This window comes from Pseudomonas sp. PSE14, from assembly GCF_029203285.1.
Taxonomy (GTDB): Bacteria; Pseudomonadota; Gammaproteobacteria; order Pseudomonadales; family Pseudomonadaceae; genus Pseudomonas.
This window is the reverse complement of record NZ_CP115669.1, coordinates 772,367-790,003: the sequence shown is the minus strand read 5'-3', so window position 1 is coordinate 790,003 and position 17,637 is coordinate 772,367. Positions and strand designations below refer to the sequence as shown.

General features: G+C 66.1%; 16 protein-coding genes. 7 read left to right on the top strand and 9 right to left on the bottom strand.

Features of this window, described 5'->3' with window-relative positions; all coding sequences use genetic code 11:
* The first annotated feature begins 37 nt into the window (after positions 1-37).
* On the top strand, positions 38-1,084 hold the full coding sequence (locus tag O6P39_RS03740; RefSeq protein WP_275610088.1) for an MBL fold metallo-hydrolase: 1,047 nt from the start codon (positions 38-40) through the stop codon (positions 1,082-1,084).
* A gap of 84 nt (positions 1,085-1,168) precedes the next feature.
* Here the strand turns inward: O6P39_RS03740 and O6P39_RS03735 are convergent, their stop codons facing one another.
* The 7 genes from O6P39_RS03735 to O6P39_RS03705 all read right to left on the bottom strand — a co-directional run bounded on the left by O6P39_RS03735 (position 1,169) and on the right by O6P39_RS03705 (position 7,791).
* Positions 1,169-1,732: a hypothetical protein gene (locus O6P39_RS03735; protein ID WP_275610087.1), complete on the bottom strand. Its 564-nt coding sequence runs from the start codon at positions 1,730-1,732 to the stop codon at positions 1,169-1,171.
* Between the two features lie 115 nt (positions 1,733-1,847).
* Positions 1,848-2,624 (bottom strand): deoxyribose-phosphate aldolase, encoded by a 777-nt coding sequence (gene deoC / locus O6P39_RS03730; protein ID WP_275610086.1) that lies wholly within the window; start codon positions 2,622-2,624, stop codon positions 1,848-1,850.
* 58 nt (positions 2,625-2,682) lie between these two features.
* Positions 2,683-4,158 (bottom strand): AMP nucleosidase, encoded by a 1,476-nt coding sequence (gene amn, locus O6P39_RS03725; RefSeq protein ID WP_275610085.1) that lies wholly within the window; start codon positions 4,156-4,158, stop codon positions 2,683-2,685.
* Positions 4,159-4,704: 546 nt separating this feature from the next.
* The gene (locus O6P39_RS03720; RefSeq protein ID WP_275610084.1) at positions 4,705-5,046 is read right to left on the bottom strand and encodes a type II toxin-antitoxin system HicB family antitoxin; all 342 of its coding nucleotides are present in this window, start codon (positions 5,044-5,046) and stop codon (positions 4,705-4,707) included.
* Complete coding sequence (locus O6P39_RS03715) at positions 5,043-5,294, bottom strand: type II toxin-antitoxin system HicA family toxin (RefSeq protein WP_275610083.1); 252 nt, start codon at positions 5,292-5,294, stop codon at positions 5,043-5,045. Before O6P39_RS03715 ends, O6P39_RS03720 begins: the two co-directional genes overlap by 4 nt.
* 182 nt (positions 5,295-5,476) lie before the next feature.
* Positions 5,477-7,126: an acyl-CoA dehydrogenase family protein gene (locus tag O6P39_RS03710; protein ID WP_275610082.1), complete on the bottom strand. Its 1,650-nt coding sequence runs from the start codon at positions 7,124-7,126 to the stop codon at positions 5,477-5,479.
* Positions 7,123-7,791, bottom strand: coding sequence for a TetR family transcriptional regulator (locus O6P39_RS03705; RefSeq protein WP_275610081.1), 669 nt, complete (start codon positions 7,789-7,791; stop codon positions 7,123-7,125). Before O6P39_RS03705 ends, O6P39_RS03710 begins: the two co-directional genes overlap by 4 nt.
* 382 nt (positions 7,792-8,173) lie before the next feature.
* Here O6P39_RS03705 and O6P39_RS03700 point away from each other — a divergent pair, with 382 nt between their 5' ends.
* Positions 8,174-9,193, top strand: coding sequence for a branched-chain amino acid aminotransferase (locus tag O6P39_RS03700; protein ID WP_275610080.1), 1,020 nt, complete (start codon positions 8,174-8,176; stop codon positions 9,191-9,193).
* A gap of 263 nt (positions 9,194-9,456) precedes the next feature.
* On the opposite strand, the gene O6P39_RS03695 is transcribed toward O6P39_RS03700, so the two are convergent.
* A complete protein-coding gene (locus tag O6P39_RS03695) occupies positions 9,457-11,847 on the bottom strand; it encodes a hybrid sensor histidine kinase/response regulator (protein ID WP_275610079.1) in 2,391 nt (796 codons plus the stop codon).
* Between the two features lie 208 nt (positions 11,848-12,055).
* Between O6P39_RS03695 and O6P39_RS03690 the strand changes: the two genes are divergently transcribed.
* From O6P39_RS03690 to O6P39_RS03675, 4 genes are all read left to right on the top strand, one after another.
* A complete protein-coding gene (locus tag O6P39_RS03690; protein ID WP_275610078.1) occupies positions 12,056-12,853 on the top strand; it encodes a hydroxymethylpyrimidine/phosphomethylpyrimidine kinase in 798 nt (265 codons plus the stop codon).
* A 28-nt stretch (positions 12,854-12,881) separates the two neighbouring features.
* A complete protein-coding gene (thiE, locus tag O6P39_RS03685) occupies positions 12,882-13,511 on the top strand; it encodes a thiamine phosphate synthase (RefSeq protein ID WP_275610077.1) in 630 nt (209 codons plus the stop codon).
* A 46-nt stretch (positions 13,512-13,557) separates the two neighbouring features.
* Positions 13,558-14,844: a glutamate-1-semialdehyde 2,1-aminomutase gene (hemL, locus tag O6P39_RS03680; protein ID WP_275610076.1), complete on the top strand. Its 1,287-nt coding sequence runs from the start codon at positions 13,558-13,560 to the stop codon at positions 14,842-14,844.
* Positions 14,845-15,059: 215 nt separating this feature from the next.
* Positions 15,060-15,605, top strand: coding sequence for a tetratricopeptide repeat protein (locus tag O6P39_RS03675; RefSeq protein ID WP_207884645.1), 546 nt, complete (start codon positions 15,060-15,062; stop codon positions 15,603-15,605).
* Positions 15,606-15,737: 132 nt separating this feature from the next.
* On the opposite strand, the gene O6P39_RS03670 is transcribed toward O6P39_RS03675, so the two are convergent.
* Complete coding sequence (locus O6P39_RS03670; RefSeq protein WP_275610075.1) at positions 15,738-16,070, bottom strand: DUF1820 family protein; 333 nt, start codon at positions 16,068-16,070, stop codon at positions 15,738-15,740.
* Between the two features lie 137 nt (positions 16,071-16,207).
* Between O6P39_RS03670 and miaB the strand changes: the two genes are divergently transcribed.
* A complete protein-coding gene (gene miaB, locus O6P39_RS03665; RefSeq protein WP_275610074.1) occupies positions 16,208-17,545 on the top strand; it encodes a tRNA (N6-isopentenyl adenosine(37)-C2)-methylthiotransferase MiaB in 1,338 nt (445 codons plus the stop codon).
* Positions 17,546-17,637: the final 92 nt, after the last annotated feature.

The window sequence follows — 17,637 nt, the reverse complement described above, 5'->3', positions numbered from 1 at the left end:
CTAGGTTGTGCCGAGCCCTCCCTGCAAGAGCACGCCCATGAGCCACCCCACCTGGCTGATCACCTTGCGCAATCTCAGCGGCCGCCTCGGCGCCCGTTACCGTGGCCCGCAAACCGCGAACTTCGACGGCCAACGCTTCCACAACCTCGACCGCCGGCCGCACCACGGCCTGCGCGCCTTCCTCAAATGGCAGCGCGAGCGTGGACGACAGACGCCCTGGATCGACCAGCCGGGCCCGGCCACGCGGCCGGACGTACAGGCCCAGGTCAGCGGCGAAGAGCTGCGCGTCACCTACATCAACCACGCCACCCTGCTGATCCAGCATCGCGGGCTGAACATCCTCACCGACCCACTGTGGTGTGAACGCACCAGCCCGTTCAGCTTCATTGGTCCGCGCCGCCATCACCCGCCGGGACTGGCGCTGGACGAACTGCCGCCGATCAACCTGATCCTGGTCAGCCACAACCACTACGATCACCTGGACATCGGTAGCCTGCGCGAACTGGCGCGGCGCTTCCCGGAGGCAAAGGTGGTAACCGGCCTGGGCAACGGCGAATTGATCCGCGCCTGCGGCTTCAATGACGTGTCGGAGCTGAACTGGTGGCAAAGCCTGCCGCTGCCCGAAGGCATGCTGCTCACCGGCGTGCCCGCGCAGCACTGGTCGGCGCGCTCGCGGCGCGACACCAACCGCACCCTGTGGCTGGGCTTCGTGCTGGAATCGCCGGACGGCCCGGTGCTGTTCCCCGGCGATACCGGCCTGGGCGAGGAGTTCAAGCTGATGCACCAGCGCTTCGGCCCAATGCGCTTTGCCGCCCTGCCCATCGGCGCCTACGAGCCGCGCTGGTTCATGCGCCACCACCACATGAACCCGGATGACGCCGTGCAGGCGCACCAGCAGCTCGACTCGCAGTGCAGCATGGCCATCCACTTCGGCACCTTCCGCCTGAGCGACGAAGGGCAGTTCACGCCGGTCAGCGACCTGGCTCGGGCGCTGGAGCAGCACGGCGTTGCGACCGAGCGCTTCCGGGCGCCCAAGCCGGGGGACCAGTGGCACATAGCACCGCTGCCGTGGGTGACATTGTAGGAGCGAGCTTGCTCGCGAACCGCACAACGCCGCAGCCGCCGGCAAGTTCGTTCGCGAGCAAGCTCGCTCCTACAAAGAGCCGCCTCAGCTCTCGCGCACCCGCTTGCTGCAACAGCTGCGATAGCGTTTGCCGCTGTTGCACGGACACGGTTTGTCACCCCGGCCGCCCAACTCCAGCCAGCTTTCCAGACGCAGGCGCATGCCCTCGCGGATTTCCCGCTGCTCGTCGTCGAGCGGGTTGCGCGCCAGTTCGCGGCAGAGCCAGAGGTAGTCCTCCAGCAACTCGTCGCGTTCCAGGGCGTGGAACTGCTCGGCCAGCGGCACACCTTCGTAGCGGCGTTTCGGATCGGGCAGGAAGGCGATCGCCCCACCACCGGGCAGCACGTTCCACAGCCGTCCCTGGGCATCGCGCCAGCAGGCACTGAAGCGGGCGCGCAGGGCCAGGCCCGGCCACTCTTCCAGGCACCAGCCGTCGACGCGCTCGCCGCCGAGACCTTCCACCGCCTTGCCCACCGAGAACCAGGGCTCGCCGGCCAGGCTTTCCGGCAGCGGCAATGGCGCGGCAACTTCCGGGGTGCCGCCTTCCACCAGCCGGCGGGCGAATCGGCGCAAGGGATTGGTGAGGTGCGAGGGGGCGCGGAAGGACATGGGATCACCAGCGAAAGGGTCGGCGAAGGTCCGACCGGAGGGCCGCGCCACGGTTCCCCATGGCGCGCGAGGCGAGCATTCTAGGCGCGCCCCGAAACTCGTCAACGCACGCCGATCAATAGTTACGAGTGGACACGGGTTGCGCATCCACACCCAGCTCGCGCAGCAGATCATCCAGCAGCGACGAGGCGCCAAAACGCAGGTGCTCCGGGGTGATCCAGGCAGCGCCGAAGCGTTCCTCCACCAGTGTCTGGTAACGCTGCGCATCGGCCAGGGTGCGCAGGCCGCCGGAAACCTTCAGGCCCACCTTGCCACCGGCTTCCCCGATGCATTCGAGCATCACCCGTACGGCTTCCGGCGTAGCGTTCACCGCCGCCTTGCCCGTGCTGGTCTTGAGGAAGTCGGCGCCGCCGGCGATGGCCTCGCGGCAGGCCGTGCGGATCAGCTCCGGATCGGCGAGCTCGCCGGTTTCGAGGATCACCTTGAGCCGATGATAAGGGCCGCACAGCGTCTTGCAGGCACGAATCAGCTCCACCGCACCGGAGGGGCCGCCCGCCATGAGCCGGCGCCACGGGTAGACCAGATCGATCTCGTCGGCGCCTTCGGCCAGCGTCCTGCGCACCTCCTCCACCACGTCGGCCAGGGACGCGCTGCCGGCGGGGAAGTTGCACACGCTGGCAACTTTCACACCGCGTCCGCCCAGGGTGTTGAGCGTGCGCCGCGCGATGTGCGCCAGCTTCGGCCAGACGCACACCGCCGCCACTTCGCCATAGGGCGTCAGCGCCCGGCGGCAGAGGTCGACGGTGCTTTGCAGGTCATCGCCATCGTTCAGCGAGGTCAGGTCCAGCAGGGCGAGCACCCGGCCCGCCGGTGTCTTGCGAGGATCGGTCATCGGCAGCCACCTCCTGCGGCTGGCGGCGGGGCAAGCGGTGCCCCGCCGCGCTCTGGGATCAGCGGAACGGCGGCTCGTCGAAGCTGCGCAGCTTGCGCGAGTGCAGCGAGTTGAGCTGGGTACGCAGCAGGTCGACGGCGGCGATGCCGATGGACAGGTGCTGGCTTACCGCGCGCTGGTAGAAGGCCGTGGCGGCGCCGGGCAGCTTGATCTCGCTGTGCAGCGGCTTGTCCGAGACGCACAGCAGCGTGCCGTAGGGCACCCGCAAGCGGTAACCCTGGGCGGCGATGGTGCCGCTCTCCATGTCCACGGCGATGGCCCGCGCCAGGTTGATCAGCGGGCGCTCCTGGGCCCAGTGCAGCTCCCAGTTGCGGTCGTCGTAAGTCAGCACGGTGCCGGTGCGCAGGCGGCGCTTGAGCTGGTCGCCGCGCTCGCCGGTCACCAGGGCGGCAGCTTCCTGCAGCGCCAACTGCACCTCGGCCAACGCCGGGATCGGGATGTGCGGCGGCAACACCCGGTCGAGGATGCCGTCGCGGCGCATGTAGGCGTGGGCCAGCACGTAGTCGCCGATGGTCTGCGACTGCCGCAGGCCGCCGCAGTGGCCGACCATCAACCAGCAATGCGGACGCAGCACGGCCAGGTGGTCAGTGATGTTCTTCGCGTTGGACGGGCCGACGCCGATGTTCACCAGGGTCACGCCGTCGCCATCCTCGGCGATCAGGTGATAGGCCGGCATCTGGAAGCGATGCCATTCGACACCTGCGACTATGGCATTGGCCTCGCCCTCGTCCATGCCGCGTTCGATGATCACGTTGCCCGGCAACACCATGCGCACGAAACGCGGATCGTCGCGCAGCCGCTCCAGCCCCAGGTGGATGAACTGGTCGACGTAGCGGTGGTAGTTGGTCAGCAGGATCCACGGCTGCACGTGGCGCCAGTCGCTACCGGTGTAGTGCACCAGGCGGCGCAGGGAGAAATCAGTACGCGCGGCGTGGAACAGCGCCAGCGGCATCGGGTCGGCGCCCTCCCACTCGTAGAGGCCGTCGGCGATGCCATCGGAGGTGGCGGACAGGTCCGTGCTGGGGAATACCCGCGCCAGCTCCGCGGCGGTCACCCCGGAGCCGCCCAGTTCGTCGCCCTGCTCCACCACGTACGGGTAAGGAATGTTCTGGTCGCTGACGCCGACCTCCACCCGCACAGTGAAGTCCTCCATCAGCGGGCGCAGCTGCTCCAGCAGGTATTTGCGGAAGGCCTTGGGCTGGGTGATGGTCACCGCGTAGGTGCCGGGCACCTGGACTTTGGCATAGGCACGGGTGGTGGAAGGCACCTCGCCCTGACACAGGTAGATCACCCGCAACTCCGGGTAACGGAACAGGCTGCGCTGCTCGGCGTCGGGCACCACGCGCTCCTTCAGGTAGCGCTTGAGCGCCTGGTTCAGGGCGCCGGTGGCCCGCTCGTGCAGCACGGCCAGTTGGTCGACGGCCTCTTCGGCGGTCTGGGCGACGAAGAGCTCGTCGCCAGTCGAAAGACTCATGGTGGGCATCCTGTCTGAACGATCAGCCCCATCTTGCCTGCTTCCGTCACGGAAAGGGATGACAGATTTCGTACCGGCAGGATGAGCGGAAAGGTTGAATAAACCTTATGACAGAATCCGCGCCTGCAAGTGCGGATGACAGCGCCAATGAACCGGTGCCTGTTCCGTTTTCGCATATCGCGTGACGGGGCGTCCCAAGCTGCCGGCGGTGCCTTGTTTGCCCAGGCGCCCTCGGTAGATTGGCCGGCGCTGCGGTCAATCCCGCAGCCGGGTTTGACGGCCCGATCATTTGGGCGCGCTTGCGTCTAGCGACGCATGTGAAGCTGGCGAACAGAATGGAACGACCCGCTCTGGGTCCGCTACACCAATGTGCCGCAACTACTGCAGCCCAAGCACGACAAACGCTCACTAACCGGCTGGTGGCGCTCGTTACGTTGGCGCCTGTCGATTCCGTAGAGCGCATAACCTGGAACTGGTTATCCGCCGGAACCCTCCCGACAGATAGCCGCTAGCGCGTTATGCGCCCGACGAAACGGGAGAAAGCTCTCAGGCGTGCTGCTCGATGTACTCGCTCAGCGCCCGGCGGGTCAGATCGTTCAGTGTGATGTTCTGCTGGATAGCCGCAATGCTGGCCGCCATATGCAGTTCATGCCCTACGCGAACATTGAAAGATCCCTTGCAGGGAATCTCAGGCTCTACGCCCGTTGCAGCACAGTCGGCCAGGTAATCATCGACCGCAGCGCGGAACGCGCCGGCCAGCTCGGCGACCGTCTCGCCCTCGTAATTGACCAGGGCCCGGATGAACAGCAGCTTGCCGAACAGGCAGTTGTCCTCGGGGCTGGCCTCGATGGACCCGTAATAGCCTCGGTGCTGTAGCAGGTTGTTCATCGAATCAGTCCTCCGCTTTTCAGATGTTCGATCACCTGGCGCCTGGCATAGGCCTTCAATTCATTGCCGGGATGGGGTTTGTGCAGGTTGATCATTGCTCGCGGGTCGCCATTATCGAATTTGACCCGACTGCCATCGCCCTCGAGCTTCCGATAGCCAAGCCCGTGGAGCAACACCACCAGTTCCTGCCAGGTAAGCACGGACTGCTTGTTCAATAGCTTTGCCAGCAGCTTCTCATGCTGAGACATACCCTCTCCCAGCTGCAACTAATTTTAGTTGCAGTTATAAACCAAGGCAATCTCACTGCTGAGCTGCCTGCACGGAAATGAAGACCAGCGAGACTCATCCCGGCACCAGCGAAGAATCCTCCCCGTGCAACCTATTGATCGACAAACAACTGTTCAACCCGAAAGCTTCTACTGAAATTTCCTCAGACCAGATGCGGCGTCGAGCGCGCCACCAGCGCCGCCACATCCACCCCGCGCGGCAGGGTGCCGTAGACGCGGCCGCCGTCGCTCAGGCGGCTGGCAATGAAGGCGTCGGAGACCGTCGCGTTGCCCGCCTCCAGCAACAGCTTGGCCTGCAGGGCGACCGCCACGTTTTCGGTGAGCTGGCGGGCGCGGTACTGGATGTCGTGGGTGTCGGCGAAGGACGCCTTGAGGTTGCCAATAAAGGACGCGAGCCGCGCATCGCCGTGGCCGTCGCCCAGTTCGGCGAACAGCGCGTCGAGCACGCCGGGCTCCTTGGACAGGGCACGCAGCACGTCCAGGCACTGCACGTTGCCCGAACCTTCCCAGGTGGAGTTGACCGGCGCCTCGCGGTACAGGCGCGGAAGAATGGTGTCCTCGACGTAGCCGGCGCCGCCCAGGCATTCGGCGGCTTCGTTGATCATCGCCGGGGCGCGTTTGCAGATCCAGTATTTGCCCACGGCGGTGACCAGGCGGGCAAACTTGTCTTCCTGCTCGTCGTGCAGCCGGTCCAGCGCGCGGCCCATGCGCATGGTCAGGGCCAGCGCGGCTTCGCTTTCCAGGGCAAGGTCGGCCAGCACGTTCTGCATCAGCGGTTGTTCGGCCAGCACGCGGCCGCCGACCTGGCGGTAGGCGCAGTGGTGCGCGGCCTGGGTCAGTGCCTGGCGCATCAGCGAGCTGGAGCCGATTATGCAGTCGAAGCGGGTCATGGCGACCATCTCGATGATGGTCGGCACCCCGCGGCCTTCCTCGCCGATCATCCAGGCCAGCGCGCCGCGGTACTCCACTTCGCTGGAAGCGTTGGACCAGTTGCCCAGCTTGTTCTTCAGGCGCTGGATGTAGAACTCGTTGCGGCTGCCGTCCGGGCGGTGGCGCGGCAGCAGGAAGCAGGTCAGGCCCTTGTCGGTGTAGGCCAGGGTAAGGAAGGCGTCGCACATGGGCGCAGAGCAGAACCACTTGTGGCCGACCAGCTCGTAGGCCTGGCCCGGGCCGGGGATACCCACCGGGTAGGCGCGGGTGGTGTTGGCACGCACGTCGGTGCCGCCCTGCTTCTCGGTCATGGCCATGCCGATCGTCACGCCGCTCTTCTGCTCCATGGGCAGGTTGCGCGGGTCGTACTGGGTGGAGAGGATTTTCGGCAGCCACTTCTCGGCGATGTCCGCTTGCAGGCGCAGGGCGGGCACGCTGGCGAAGGTCATGGTCAGCGGGCAACCGGTGCCGGCTTCGGCCTGGCTGTGCAGGTAGCTGAGGCCGGCGCGGGCGACCTGGGCGCCGGCACGCGGGTCGGTCCAGGGCATGGATGGGATGCCGGCTTCGATCGAGGCGCGCATCAGTTCGTGGTAGGCCGGGTGGAATTCCACCAGGTCGATGCGGTGGCCGTAGCGGTCGTGGGACTTGAACACCGGCTTGTTCTCATTGGCCAGGAAGCCCGCCGCCATCAGCGGACCGCCGGCCAGCGCACCGTAGGCGTCGAGCTTCTGCTCGGCCCAGCCGCCTTCGTAACGGCGTACCCACTCCTGCAGCGGCAGGTCGACGCGGTAGAGGTTGGCGCCGTCCAGCGGCGGTACCTGGTTGGTCACTTCATGGGTTTCGGCGTACTGGTGCAGGCTCATGGCTGATCCTCCTTGGCAGGCGATTGCATAGCGGAAAGGGACGCACCGACGGCGCGCAGGCAGAAATGGACGAGGGCGTCGCTGACATGCGCCAGCGACGCACCGGGCTGGCCGGCATCCCGTGCGGCGCGCGCCGGCGGCGACAGAGGCCCGACCAGGGCTTCGGCGATGGCGCCGACCAGGCAGGCGGCGACCAGGTGAACGGGCTGGGGCGGGAATTCACCCTGGGCGATGCCCTGCTCCAGCAGCTGCACGAACAACGCCGCGTAGGCTTCGCGGTAGATCAGGCGCTGTTCGTCGACTTCGGGATCGACCGGTTCGGCGATCAGCGCGAAGGCGAGTTGGCGGCTGCCCCAGGCCCGCGCGGCAAACTGGCGCAGGCCGTGCTCCAGGCGTTTGGCGGCCTTTTCAGGCGCGTGGAGCGCCTCGGCCAGGGCATCGACTTCATGCTGGCTGGCGCGGGCGAAGACCTCGGCGGCCAACTCGCCCTTGCCGCGAAAGTGCCGGTACAGGCTGCCGGTGGCGATGCCGGCGTCTTCGGCCAAGGTCTGCATGGTCAGCGCGGCGAAACCGCCGTCGGCCACGCGGGCCAGCGCCAGGGAAAGAATCCGCTCGCGCTCCTCGACGTCTCGGCGCTGGCGCGCTTCAGTGACACGGTAGGCCATGCTCTGAACCCGGATTCAGGACTTTCAAGCAGTGAACCATGCTTCAGGACTTGACCAAAGGGGCAAAAGCGCCAGCGGTAGCGACTATCAGGACAACCCCGCGCAACGTCCGATCGGGGGTGTCGCTCGGTTCCCGATGCGACTGATGGCAGGGATATTCACCTGCGAGTGCCCACAGCCGCGAATATCGCCGGTATCATGGCAAGTCTTGGTGGAGTCCTGGTGGCGACCATCAAGCGGTGGACACCGTTCCCGCCGCGCAGCCGAATCCTGGTCGATTCAGGCCGCGCCCGCCGCCAGGGTCCCGAAATCATCTGTCCGGATGCTCGCCTGTCGCTCCCTTGCAGGCGAGCCTTCGGTAATCCCATTGAATGAGGCAACCATGGAACAAAAAGACATCGATTGGGGCTCGCTCGGATTCGATTACATCAAGACCGACTTCCGCTACATCTCCCACTGGCGCGATGGTCTGTGGGACGACGGCAAGCTGACCGAGGACAACACCCTGCACATCAGCGAGGGCTCCACGGCGCTGCACTACGGCCAGCAGTGCTTCGAGGGCCTGAAGGCCTACCGTTGCAAGGATGGCTCGATCAACCTGTTCCGCCCGAACCAGAACGCCGCGCGCATGGCGCGCAGCTGCGCCCGCGTGCTGATGCCGCAGGTCTCCGAAGAGCAGTTCATCGACGCCTGCAAGCAGGTCGTCCGCGCCAACGAGCGCTTCATTCCGCCATACGGTTCCGGTGGTGCCCTGTACCTGCGTCCGTTCGTGATCGGCGTGGGTGAAAACATCGGCGTGCGTCCGGCTCCGGAGTTCATCTTCTCGGTGTTCTGCATCCCGGTCGGCGCCTACTTCAAGGGCGGCATGAAGCCCCATGACTTCATGATCTCCACCTACGACCGCGCCGCGCCCCACGGTACCGGCGCCGCCAAGGTCGGTGGCAACTATGCCGCCAGCCTGCTGCCGGGTTCCCAGGCCAAGAAGGCCGGTTTCGCCGACTGCATCTACCTCGACCCGGCCACCCACAGCCGCATCGAGGAAGTGGGTTCGGCCAACTTCTTCGCCATCACCCACGACAACGAGTTCGTCACCCCGCGTTCCAGCTCGGTGCTGCCGGGTATCACCCGCCTGTCGCTGATGGAGCTGGCGGCTGACCGCCTGGGCCTGAAGGTGATCGAAGGCGACGTGGAGATCAACGACCTGGCGCGCTTCAAGGAAGCCGGCGCCTGCGGTACTGCTGCGGTGATCACTCCGATCGGTGGCATCCAGTACAACGACAAGCTGCACGTGTTCTACAGCCGCGAAGACGTCGGCCCGGTAACCCGTCGTCTCTATGAAGAGCTGACCGGCATCCAGACCGGCGACGTGGAAGGCCCGGAAGGCTGGGTCGTCAAGGTCTGAACCTGACCCGCAGCGGCCTCCCAGCTTCGGCTGGGGGACCGTTCGCCCCAAAGAGCGCCGCGATGCCTGTTGGTATCGCGGCGTTTTTATTTGGGCCGGGGTGAGGGGCCATGCCTCCGGCATGGGAACGGTTCGCGAGCAAGCTCGTTCCTACGAAGAGCGCGCCGGAGCAGACCTGTAGGAGCGAGCTTGCTCGCGAACCCCACGGCACAAAGCAGTACGAAGCTATCGCCGACGAAGCCCGCTCCTACGCAAGCCAGGCCTCAGGCGTGACTCGGCAGCGCAGGCTGGCACAGCAACCAGTCATGCAGCAGCGTCTGCAATTCCTCGAACTTCACCGGCTTGGCCAGGTAGTCGCTCATCCCGGCGGCCAGGCAGCGCTCGCGGTCACCGCTATGGCTGTGGGCGGTGATCGCCAGCACCGGCAGGTCGCCGCAGCGCGGCAGGGTGCGCAGGGCGCGGCAGGTGGCGAAGCCATCCATCACCGGCATCTGGCAGTCGAGCAGCACCGCGTCGACGGCTTCGCGGCGCAGCAGTTCGATGGCTTCGGCGCCGTTGTCGGCGGTACGCACGCGGTAGCCGAGCTTGAGCAGCATGCCGCGGATAACCAGTTGGTTGATGGCATTGTCTTCCACCACCAGCACGGTGCACTGGTCCGGGCTACGCAGCGCCTGCCCTCCCGCGCGGCGTGGCGGCGGGGCGATGCTCTGCACCGGTTGGCCGACCTGCAGGGTCAGGCTGAAGCAGCTGCCCTGTCCAGGCGTGGACTCGTGGGACAGCTCGCCGCCCAGCAAGGCGACCAGTTTGCGGCACAGCGCCAGTCCGATGCCCAGGCCGCCGTACTCGCGGGTCAGCGAACCGTCGAGCTGGTAGAAACGCTGGTAGAGCGCGCCATCCGAGGGCGTAGCGAAGCCGATCCCGCTGTCCTGGACCTCCAGGCGCAGTGCCAGGCCTTCCGCATTGGGCTCGCCGCTGACGCGCAGGCTGACCCCGCCGTGATGGGTGAACTTGATGGCGTTGTCGATCAGATAGCCCAGCGCCTGGGCCAGCTTGCCGGCGTCACCTTCAAGGGTATCGGGCAGGCTCTCGTCCAGTTGCAGCACGAAGCGCAGGCCCCGCTCCTCGGCACGCGGCGCGTACTGGGCGCGCAGGCCATCGCACAGGCCGCGCAGGCTGAACGGCTCGCGGCGCGGGTAGAGCTTGCCGGCCTGCAGTTCGAGCAGTGCGAGAATGTCGTTGACCATGCGCATCATGTCCCGCGCCGAACCGGTGGCGGTCTTGTGGTACTGGGCCAGCTCGATGTCCATCGGCACCGTCTGCATCAGTTCCAGCGAACCGATCACCCCGCTCATGGGCGTACGCAGTTCGTGGGTGACGGTGGCGAGGAATTCGTCCTTCAGGCGGTTGCTGCTGGCCAGCTCCAGGTTCAGTTGCTCCAGCTTGCGGCTGGTCTCCTGGAGGATGCGGGTGCGTTCTTCCTTCATGGCGTTGATGCGGTCCGCCAGCGCCAGGGACAGCAGGCCGACCTCCAGCGCCGAACCGATCTGGCTGGCGTACATGGTGAGGAAGACGTTGGGCAACAGGCCGAGCACCATCAGCGTGTTGACCACCCCGCCGAGCAGGAAGGCACTCCAGGCGAAGATGAAGTAGCGCGCCACGCGCATGCCGCGCAGCCAGGCGAGAATGCCGGCGGTGAAGATCACCACGGTGAAGGCCAGCGCCAGGTAGGTGGCCAGGCGCAGGGCGACGGCGTAGCTGACGGTCAGCGCGAGGGTCATCACCAGCGCCCCAACCCCCATCAGCACCAGCAGCAGGCGGTCGATCCACAGGCTGTGCTCGCGGGTGTGCAGGAAGCTGCGGGCGAACTGACAGCCGAACAGCCCGGCCGAGCCGATCAGGAAAGGCGTGGAGGCATTGGCCCACCAGGGGCTGTTGGGCCAGAAGTACTCGATGCCGGCGCCGTTGACCGAGATCTGGTAGAGGCCGAACGAGGCGATATAAAGGATGTAGTAGAGGTAGCTGGTGTCGCGGACGCTGAGGAAGATGAACAGGTTGTAGATCAGCATCACCAGCAGCACGCCATAGATGATGCCCAGCACGTAAATGCGCCCCGGCTGCTCTTCCAGGTAGGCCTTGGGCGACCAGAGCGTCAGCGGCGCCTGGATAGAGCCCTGGCTTTCCAGGCGCAGGTACACCCGCAGCGGCTTGCCGGGCTCCAGCTTGAGGTCGAACAGGTAGTTGTTCTGGCGGATCGGCCGGCTGGCGAAGGGCAGGGTGTCGCCGGTGCGTTGCGCCAGCTGGAAGCCGCCCTTGCCGTCGGGCAGGTAGAGGTCGAGCTTGTCCAGCGGCGGGTAGGCCAGTTCCAGCAGCCAGTTGGCGGGGTCTCGGGAAGCCTGGGGCTGGTAGTCGAGGTCCAGGCGCAGCCAGAACACCGAACGCGAGTAGCCGGCGTTGAGCACGTCGCGCTCGTGCCGGCGGAAGCTGGCCGCCAGCGCCGGAGAACTGATCTCCGAGATATCGGCCGTGCCGCGCACGTCTTCGAAGACATCCATTGCCCGGCCCAGGGGCAATCGCCCGACATGTTCGTCGAAGCTGATGGCGCTCGCCACTGGCGAGAGGATGAGAAGGATCAGGAAGATCAGCCAATGCCGCATGGTGCCCCGCAGTGCCACCGACAGCCGCGCCGGGGAGCCCCATCTCCCGCTTCGGCGCGCCGTAGAGGCGTTGTGTTGGAATCGGCGAACTCTAGCACAGGCCTTGTGCCACGTGGCATTCGACCCTCCGGCCAGGGTTCGGCCGGGCGATGCGGATCGGACCGTTCGGTCAGCTCAAGGCCACGTTTTGGTGATAAGCTCCCGCGCCATGAAAACGCCAACCTCCCGTCCCGTAGTGCTCTGCCTGTCCGGCCACGACCCCAGTGGCGGTGCCGGCCTGCAAGCCGATATCGAAGCCCTGATCGCCCAAGGCTGCCACGCGGCGCCGACCGTCACTGCGCTGACCGTTCAGGATACCGTCAACGTTTCCGACTTCCGCGTGCTCGACCGCGAGTGGGTGCTGGCCCAGGCCAACGCCGTGATCACCGACATGCCGGTGGCCGCGGTCAAGCTGGGCATGCTCGGCTCGGTGCAGATGGTCGACACGGTCGTCGAGATCATGCAGTCCCTGCCGGGCGTGCCGCTGGTCTGCGACCCGGTACTGCGCGCCGGTGGCGGCGGCTCACTGGGCAAGGATGATGTTGGCTACGCCATGCGCGAGCGGCTGCTGCCGATCGCCGCCATCGCCACGCCGAACCTGCCCGAAGCGCGCATCCTTGCCGAACTGCCCGAGGGCACGGCGGACGAGTGCGCCGAGAAGCTGCTGCCTTATATCCAGCATCTGCTGATCACCGGCGGCCATGGTGACGAATCCGAAGTGCACAACCGCCTGTACACCCGCGACGGCCAGCGCCACACCTTCACCTGCCAGCGCCTGCCCGGCAGCTATCACGGCTCCGGCTGCACCCTGGCGAGCACCCTCGCCGGCCGCCTGGCCCTGGGCGAGGAACTGGTGAGCGCGGTGCGCAGCGCCCTGGACTACACCTGGCGCACCCTGCGCGACGCGGAAGCACCCGGCCACGGCCAGTACGTGCCGCGCCGCCTGCCGCTGGACTACTGCAACTGATCCACCGCACCAGAAGATCGAGGCCTTGATGAAACTGCGCGGACTCTACGCCATCACCGACAGCCAGCTGCTCGACGGCGGCCGCCTGCTGCCCTACGTCGAAGCGGCCTTGAAAGGCGGCGCGAAACTGCTGCAGTACCGCGACAAGTCCGACGACGCCTCGCGCCGCCTGCGTGAAGCCGAGGCCCTGCGCGAACTCTGCGCGCGCTACGGCGCCACGCTGCTGATCAACGACGACGCCGAACTGGCCGCGCGCCTGGGCGTCAGCGTGCACCTGGGCCAGACCGACGGCTCGCTGGCCGCCGCACGCGCCCTGCTCGGCCGCGACGCGGTGATCGGCGGCACCTGCCATGCCAGCCTGGAACTGGCCGAGCAGGCCATCGCCGAAGGCGCCAGCTACGTCGCTTTCGGCCGCTTCTTCAATTCCCAGACCAAGCCCGGCGCCCCGGCCGCCAGCGTCGAACTGCTGGAACAGGCCAAGGCCCGCTTCAACGTGCCGCTGGTGGCCATCGGCGGCGTGACCCTGAACAACGCGCCCGAGCTGATCGCCCGCGGCGCCGACATGATCGCCGTGATCCACGCGCTGTTCGCCGCCGACGCCCCGGCCGAGGTCGAACAGCGCGCCCGCGCCTTCAGCCAACTCTTCGAAACCCGCTGAGCGCGCCATCCGCGCCCGGCACCCGACAGCTTCGCGAGGTACACCCATGTCCCGTTCCGAAACGCTTTTCGCCAATGCCCAGAAACACATCCCCGGTGGCGTGAACTCGCCGGTGCGCGCGTTCAAGAGCGTCGGCGGCACCCCGCTGTTCTTCAAGCATGCGGAAGGCGCCTATGTGGTGGACGAGGATGACAAGCGCTACGTCGACTACGTCGGCTCCTGGGGCCCGATGATCCTCGGCCACAGCCACCCGGACGTGCTCGACGCGGTGCGCAAGCAGCTCGACCACGGCCTGTCCTACGGCGCACCGACCGCGCTGGAAGTGGAAATGGCCGACCTGGTCTGCTCCCTGGTTCCGTCGATGGACATGGTGCGCATGGTCAGCTCCGGCACCGAAGCCACCATGAGCGCCATCCGCCTGGCCCGTGGCTATACCGGCCGCGACAGCATCATCAAGTTCGAAGGCTGCTACCACGGCCACTCCGACAGCCTGCTGGTAAAAGCCGGCTCCGGCGCCCTGACCTTCGGCGTACCGAACTCCCCGGGCGTACCGGCGGCCTTCGCCAAGCACACCCTGACCCTGCCGTTCAACGACATCGCCGCGGTCGAGAAGACCCTGGCCGAAGTCGGCAAGGAAGTGGCATGCATCATCGTCGAGCCGGTCGCCGGCAACATGAACTGCGTGCCGCCGGCCCCGGGCTTCCTCGAAGGCCTGCGCAGCCTGTGCGACCAGCACGGCGTGGTACTGATCTTCGACGAAGTGATGACCGGCTTCCGCGTGGCCCTGGGCGGCGCCCAGGCCCACTACGGCATCACTCCGGACCTGTCGACCTTCGGCAAGATCATCGGCGGCGGCATGCCAGTGGGCGCCTTCGGCGGCAAGCGCGAGATCATGGAGCAGATTTCCCCGCTCGGCCCGGTCTACCAGGCCGGCACCCTGTCGGGTAACCCGCTGGCCATGGCCGCCGGCCTGACCACCCTGCGCCTGATCAGCCGTCCGGGCTTCCACGACGAGCTGACCACCTACACCACCCGTATGCTGCAAGGCCTGCAGGAGCGCGCTGACGCCGCCGGCGTGCCTTTCGTGACCACCCGGGCGGGCGCCGCCATGTTCGGCCTGTACTTCACCGGCGCCGACGACATCGTGACCTTCGAGGACGTGATGGGCAGCGACGTGGAACGCTTCAAGCGCTTCTTCCACCTGATGCTGGACGCTGGCGTGTACCTGGCGCCGAGCGCCTTCGAGGCCGGCTTCACCTCCATCGCCCACGGCGAAACCGAGCTGAAGCTGACCCTGGACGCCGCCGAGCGCGCCTTCGCCGCGCTCAAGTAAGTCCCTGCGAAGGCGCCCGAACGGGCGCCTTCCGCTCTACCCCGCCTTTATTCCCGCGTTACGCCTTCCTCCCCCGCCTTCACCGCTTCTGCAGAAAAAACAGAAAAGAAGGTAAAGACTTTGTAAGGAAGCGCCCGCTTATTTCATAATGTGAAAGCTGGCGCATTTCGCCGGCCGGGCTTTGCCCGCCCCGATTCTGGAGGCCGCTGTTCCCCATGTACCGCACCGGTCGTACCCTGCTACTGGGTTGCCTGTTGCTCGCCTTCCCCCTGTTGACCCAGGCGGGCGGTAACTCGCTGCTGATTCCGGCGACCGGCCGCTGCGTCCTCAACACCGTCCCCGAGCAATTGCAACAGGCTCTGGCCAGCTGCCAGCAGGCAGCCAATGGCGGCGATGCGCAAGCGCAGTACGAGCTGGGCGAGTTCTACTACACCGGCGACCTCGCCCCGCGCGACTTCCAGGCCGCGCTGCACTGGTTCGAGAAAGCCTCGTTGCAAGGCCACGCCAATGCCCAGCTGCGCCTGGGCACCATGTTCTTCCGCGGTGAAGGGGTGAAGGCCAACAACGTGCAGGCCTACATCGTGCTGAAGATGGCGGCAGTGAACGGCGCCGAAGACGCCATGGACAGCGCCGACCTGGTCGCCGAGCAGATGAACAAGGACGAGCTGGACATCGCCACCAAGGTGCTCGGCCAGATCTTCCGCAATTACCTGATCGAACTGCAGACCGCCGGCAACTCGCCGTTCTCGCCGTTGCCCTGAATCACGCCTGCTCTTTGTAGGAGCGAGCTTGCTCGCGAACAGGGCTACACGACTTACATAGGCACTGAGCGCTTCGCGAGCAAGAACCAGGCGTCCCCCTCGCTCCTGCGAAAAGCGAAACCGCGCGGAGGCTTAGTTGTCCTTACCCGGCATCGGCATGGGGAACGGCATGACGTTGCCACTCATCTTGGCTTCGCTGATCTTCGCGGTGCCCAGACGCTCCACCTCGTCGATGCGGATGATCGAGTGCAGCGGCACGAAGCTGCGGATGACGCCGTCGAACTGCGCCTTCAGCTTTTCCTCGCTGGGGTCCACCACCACCTGGGTGCGCTCGCCGAATACGAACTCCTCGATCTCCAGGAAGCCCCACAGATCGCTCTGGTAGATCTGCTTGGCATACATCTCGTACACCTGGCCCTGATTGAGGAAGACCACCTTGTAGATCGGGTTCTCGCGCTTGCTCATGAACGAAGGATGACAGCTTTGCAAAATGGGCACGCAGCATAGCACAGCCGCGTCCGCCCCACTCAGCCAGCGGTGGCAGACACCAGCGCCGAGGCATATAATGCGCGGTCATTTTTTAACCAGCTTAGAAAGATTCCATGGCCAAGAAGCTTTTCATTCAGACCCACGGTTGCCAGATGAACGAGTACGACAGCTCGCGAATGGCCGATCTGCTGGGTGAACACCAGGCCCTGGAAATCACCGAGAAGGCTGAAGAAGCCGACGTGATCCTGCTCAATACCTGCTCGATCCGCGAGAAGGCCCAGGAGAAGGTATTCTCCGAGCTGGGTGCCTGGCGCGTGCTCAAGCAGCAGAATCCGAACCTGGTGATCGGCGTCGGCGGCTGCGTGGCCAGCCAGGAAGGTGCGGCGATCCGCGAGCGCGCGCCGTACGTCGACGTGGTGTTCGGCCCGCAGACCCTGCACCGCCTGCCGGAGATGATCGACGCCGCCCGCGCCACCCGCAAACCGCAGGTGGACGTGTCCTTCCCGGAAATCGAGAAGTTCGACCGCTTGCCTGAGCCCCGCGTCGACGGCCCCACCGCCTTCGTCTCGGTGATGGAAGGCTGCAGCAAGTACTGCACCTTCTGCGTGGTGCCCTACACCCGTGGCGAGGAAGTCAGCCGCCCGTTCGACGACGTGCTCGCCGAGGTGATCCACCTGGCCGAGAACGGCGTGAAGGAAGTCACCCTGCTGGGGCAGAACGTCAACGGCTACCGCGGCCAGACCCATGACGGCCGCATCGCCGACTTCGCCGAGCTGATCCGCGTGGTCGCCGAGGTCGATGGCATCGAGCGCATCCGCTACACCACCTCGCACCCACTGGAATTCTCCGACGCGCTGATCGCCGCCCACGCCGAAGTGCCGCAGTTGGTGAAGTTCGTTCACCTGCCGGTGCAGGCCGGTTCCGACCGCATCCTCGCGGCGATGAAGCGCAACCACACCGCGCTGGAGTACAAGTCGCGCATCCGCAAGCTGAAGGCGGCGGTGCCGGATATCTGCATCAGTTCGGACTTCATCGTCGGCTTCCCCGGCGAGACCGACAAGGACTTCGAGCAGACCATGAAGCTGGTGGAGGACGTCGGTTTCGACTTCTCCTTCTCCTTCATCTACAGCTCGCGCCCGGGCACCCCGGCCGCCGACCTGGTGGACGACACCCCGGAAGAGGTGAAGAAGCAGCGCCTGCTGATCCTCAACAGCCGCCTGCAACAGCAGGGTTTCGAGATCAGTCGACGGATGGTCGGCACCGTCCAGCGCATCCTCGTCACCGACTACTCCAAGCGCGACCCCGGCCAGCTCCAGGGCCGCACCGAGAACAACCGCGTGGTGAATTTCCGCAGCGACAACCCGCGCCTGATCGGCCAGTTCGTCGACGTGGAAATCTACGAGGCGCTGCCCAACTCGCTGCGCGCCACCCTCGTGGAAGCACGCCACTGATCATCGACCGCTGAATACCCCCGATGGCGTCCGAACTTTCGTACTCGCTCGCCCGGGGTTATTCTTCGACCATCCCCTTTCGCAACATGGCG

Bases quoted from the DNA above. Each gene is read 5' to 3' on its own strand.
- hemL (WP_275610076.1), top strand. From the start codon at position 13,558: ATGTCCCGTTCCGAAACGCTTTTCGCCAATGCCCAGAAACACATCCCC.
- O6P39_RS03720 (WP_275610084.1), bottom strand. From the start codon at position 5,046: ATGAACAACCTGCTACAGCACCGAGGCTATTACGGGTCCATCGAGGCC.
- thiE (WP_275610077.1), top strand. From the start codon at position 12,882: ATGAAACTGCGCGGACTCTACGCCATCACCGACAGCCAGCTGCTCGAC.
- O6P39_RS03740 (WP_275610088.1), top strand. From the start codon at position 38: ATGAGCCACCCCACCTGGCTGATCACCTTGCGCAATCTCAGCGGCCGC.
- O6P39_RS03700 (WP_275610080.1), top strand. From the start codon at position 8,174: ATGGAACAAAAAGACATCGATTGGGGCTCGCTCGGATTCGATTACATC.
- O6P39_RS03675 (WP_207884645.1), top strand. From the start codon at position 15,060: ATGTACCGCACCGGTCGTACCCTGCTACTGGGTTGCCTGTTGCTCGCC.
- O6P39_RS03705 (WP_275610081.1), bottom strand. From the start codon at position 7,791: ATGGCCTACCGTGTCACTGAAGCGCGCCAGCGCCGAGACGTCGAGGAG.
- deoC (WP_275610086.1), bottom strand. From the start codon at position 2,624: ATGACCGATCCTCGCAAGACACCGGCGGGCCGGGTGCTCGCCCTGCTG.
- O6P39_RS03710 (WP_275610082.1), bottom strand. From the start codon at position 7,126: ATGAGCCTGCACCAGTACGCCGAAACCCATGAAGTGACCAACCAGGTA.
- O6P39_RS03695 (WP_275610079.1), bottom strand. From the start codon at position 11,847: ATGCGGCATTGGCTGATCTTCCTGATCCTTCTCATCCTCTCGCCAGTG.
- miaB (WP_275610074.1), top strand. From the start codon at position 16,208: ATGGCCAAGAAGCTTTTCATTCAGACCCACGGTTGCCAGATGAACGAG.
- O6P39_RS03690 (WP_275610078.1), top strand. From the start codon at position 12,056: ATGAAAACGCCAACCTCCCGTCCCGTAGTGCTCTGCCTGTCCGGCCAC.
- O6P39_RS03670 (WP_275610075.1), bottom strand. From the start codon at position 16,070: ATGAGCAAGCGCGAGAACCCGATCTACAAGGTGGTCTTCCTCAATCAG.
- amn (WP_275610085.1), bottom strand. From the start codon at position 4,158: ATGAGTCTTTCGACTGGCGACGAGCTCTTCGTCGCCCAGACCGCCGAA.
- O6P39_RS03735 (WP_275610087.1), bottom strand. From the start codon at position 1,732: ATGTCCTTCCGCGCCCCCTCGCACCTCACCAATCCCTTGCGCCGATTC.
- O6P39_RS03715 (WP_275610083.1), bottom strand. From the start codon at position 5,294: ATGTCTCAGCATGAGAAGCTGCTGGCAAAGCTATTGAACAAGCAGTCC.